Source organism: Oleiphilus sp. HI0061, assembly GCF_001635675.1.
Map to the genome: position 1 here is coordinate 1 of NZ_LWFE01000037.1, position 945 is coordinate 945.

The 945-nt window shown below is 47.5% G+C and carries 1 protein-coding gene; it reads right to left on the minus strand.

All coding sequences use genetic code 11. From position 1 onward, the window contains the following. Nucleotides 1-945 (minus strand): aconitase family protein (locus tag A3735_RS00625; protein WP_068637357.1); only part of this gene is annotated, 945 nt, incomplete at both ends.

The following is a 945-nucleotide window of genomic DNA, read 5'->3' on the forward strand; positions in this document are numbered from 1 at the left end:
TAATATCTTCAATTCTTGAGTTAGTACAAGAACCAATAAATACTCTGTCCAGCTTAATGTCAGTAATAGGCATATCTGCTTCCAAGCCCATGTACTTAAGCGCTTTCTCGATGCCCTCTTTCTCAACTGCATCACTAGCGTTGTCAGGGTTAGGCACATTGTTATCTACCGGAAGCACCATTTCAGGAGAGGTTCCCCAGGTAACTTGAGGTTTGATTTCAGAGCCCTCTAGCTCGACAACCTGATCAAAGACAGCATCGTCATCACTGTGCAAGTCTTTCCAGTTTTCGACTGCGGCGTCCCACATCTCGCCTTTTGGCGCGAATGAACGGCCTTTGACATATTCTATGGTGGTTTGATCTACTGCGATCACACCTACTCGTGCACCGGCCTCAATAGCCATGTTGCAAACGGTCATACGACCTTCCATAGATAGCTCTTCAATTGCTTTACCTGCAAATTCGATTGCACAACCTGTTCCGCCAGCCGTACCAATTTTGCCAATAATAGCCAAAACGATATCTTTACCTGTGATACCTTCGCCAACTGAACCGTTCACACGTACAAGCATGTTCTTCATCTTCTTCTGAACAAGGGTCTGGGAGGCCATAACATGCTCAACTTCAGAGGTGCCAATACCGTGAGCCAAGGCACCGAATGCGCCATGGGTAGAGGTATGGGAATCACCACAAACAACCGTCATGCCCGGCAAGGTAGCGCCCTGCTCTGGGCCTATTACGTGCACAATGCCCTGGCGCTTGTCTAACATTTTGAATTCAAGCACGTCGAAAGCTTCGCAGTTGTCATCCAAGGTTTGTACCTGGATACGTGAAACTTCATCGGTAATAGATTCAATTCCGCCAGTTCTGTCAGTTGTCGGGACGTTATGATCAGGTGTCGCGATATTAGCATCAGTTCGCCATAAAGGACGACCAGCCAGACGTA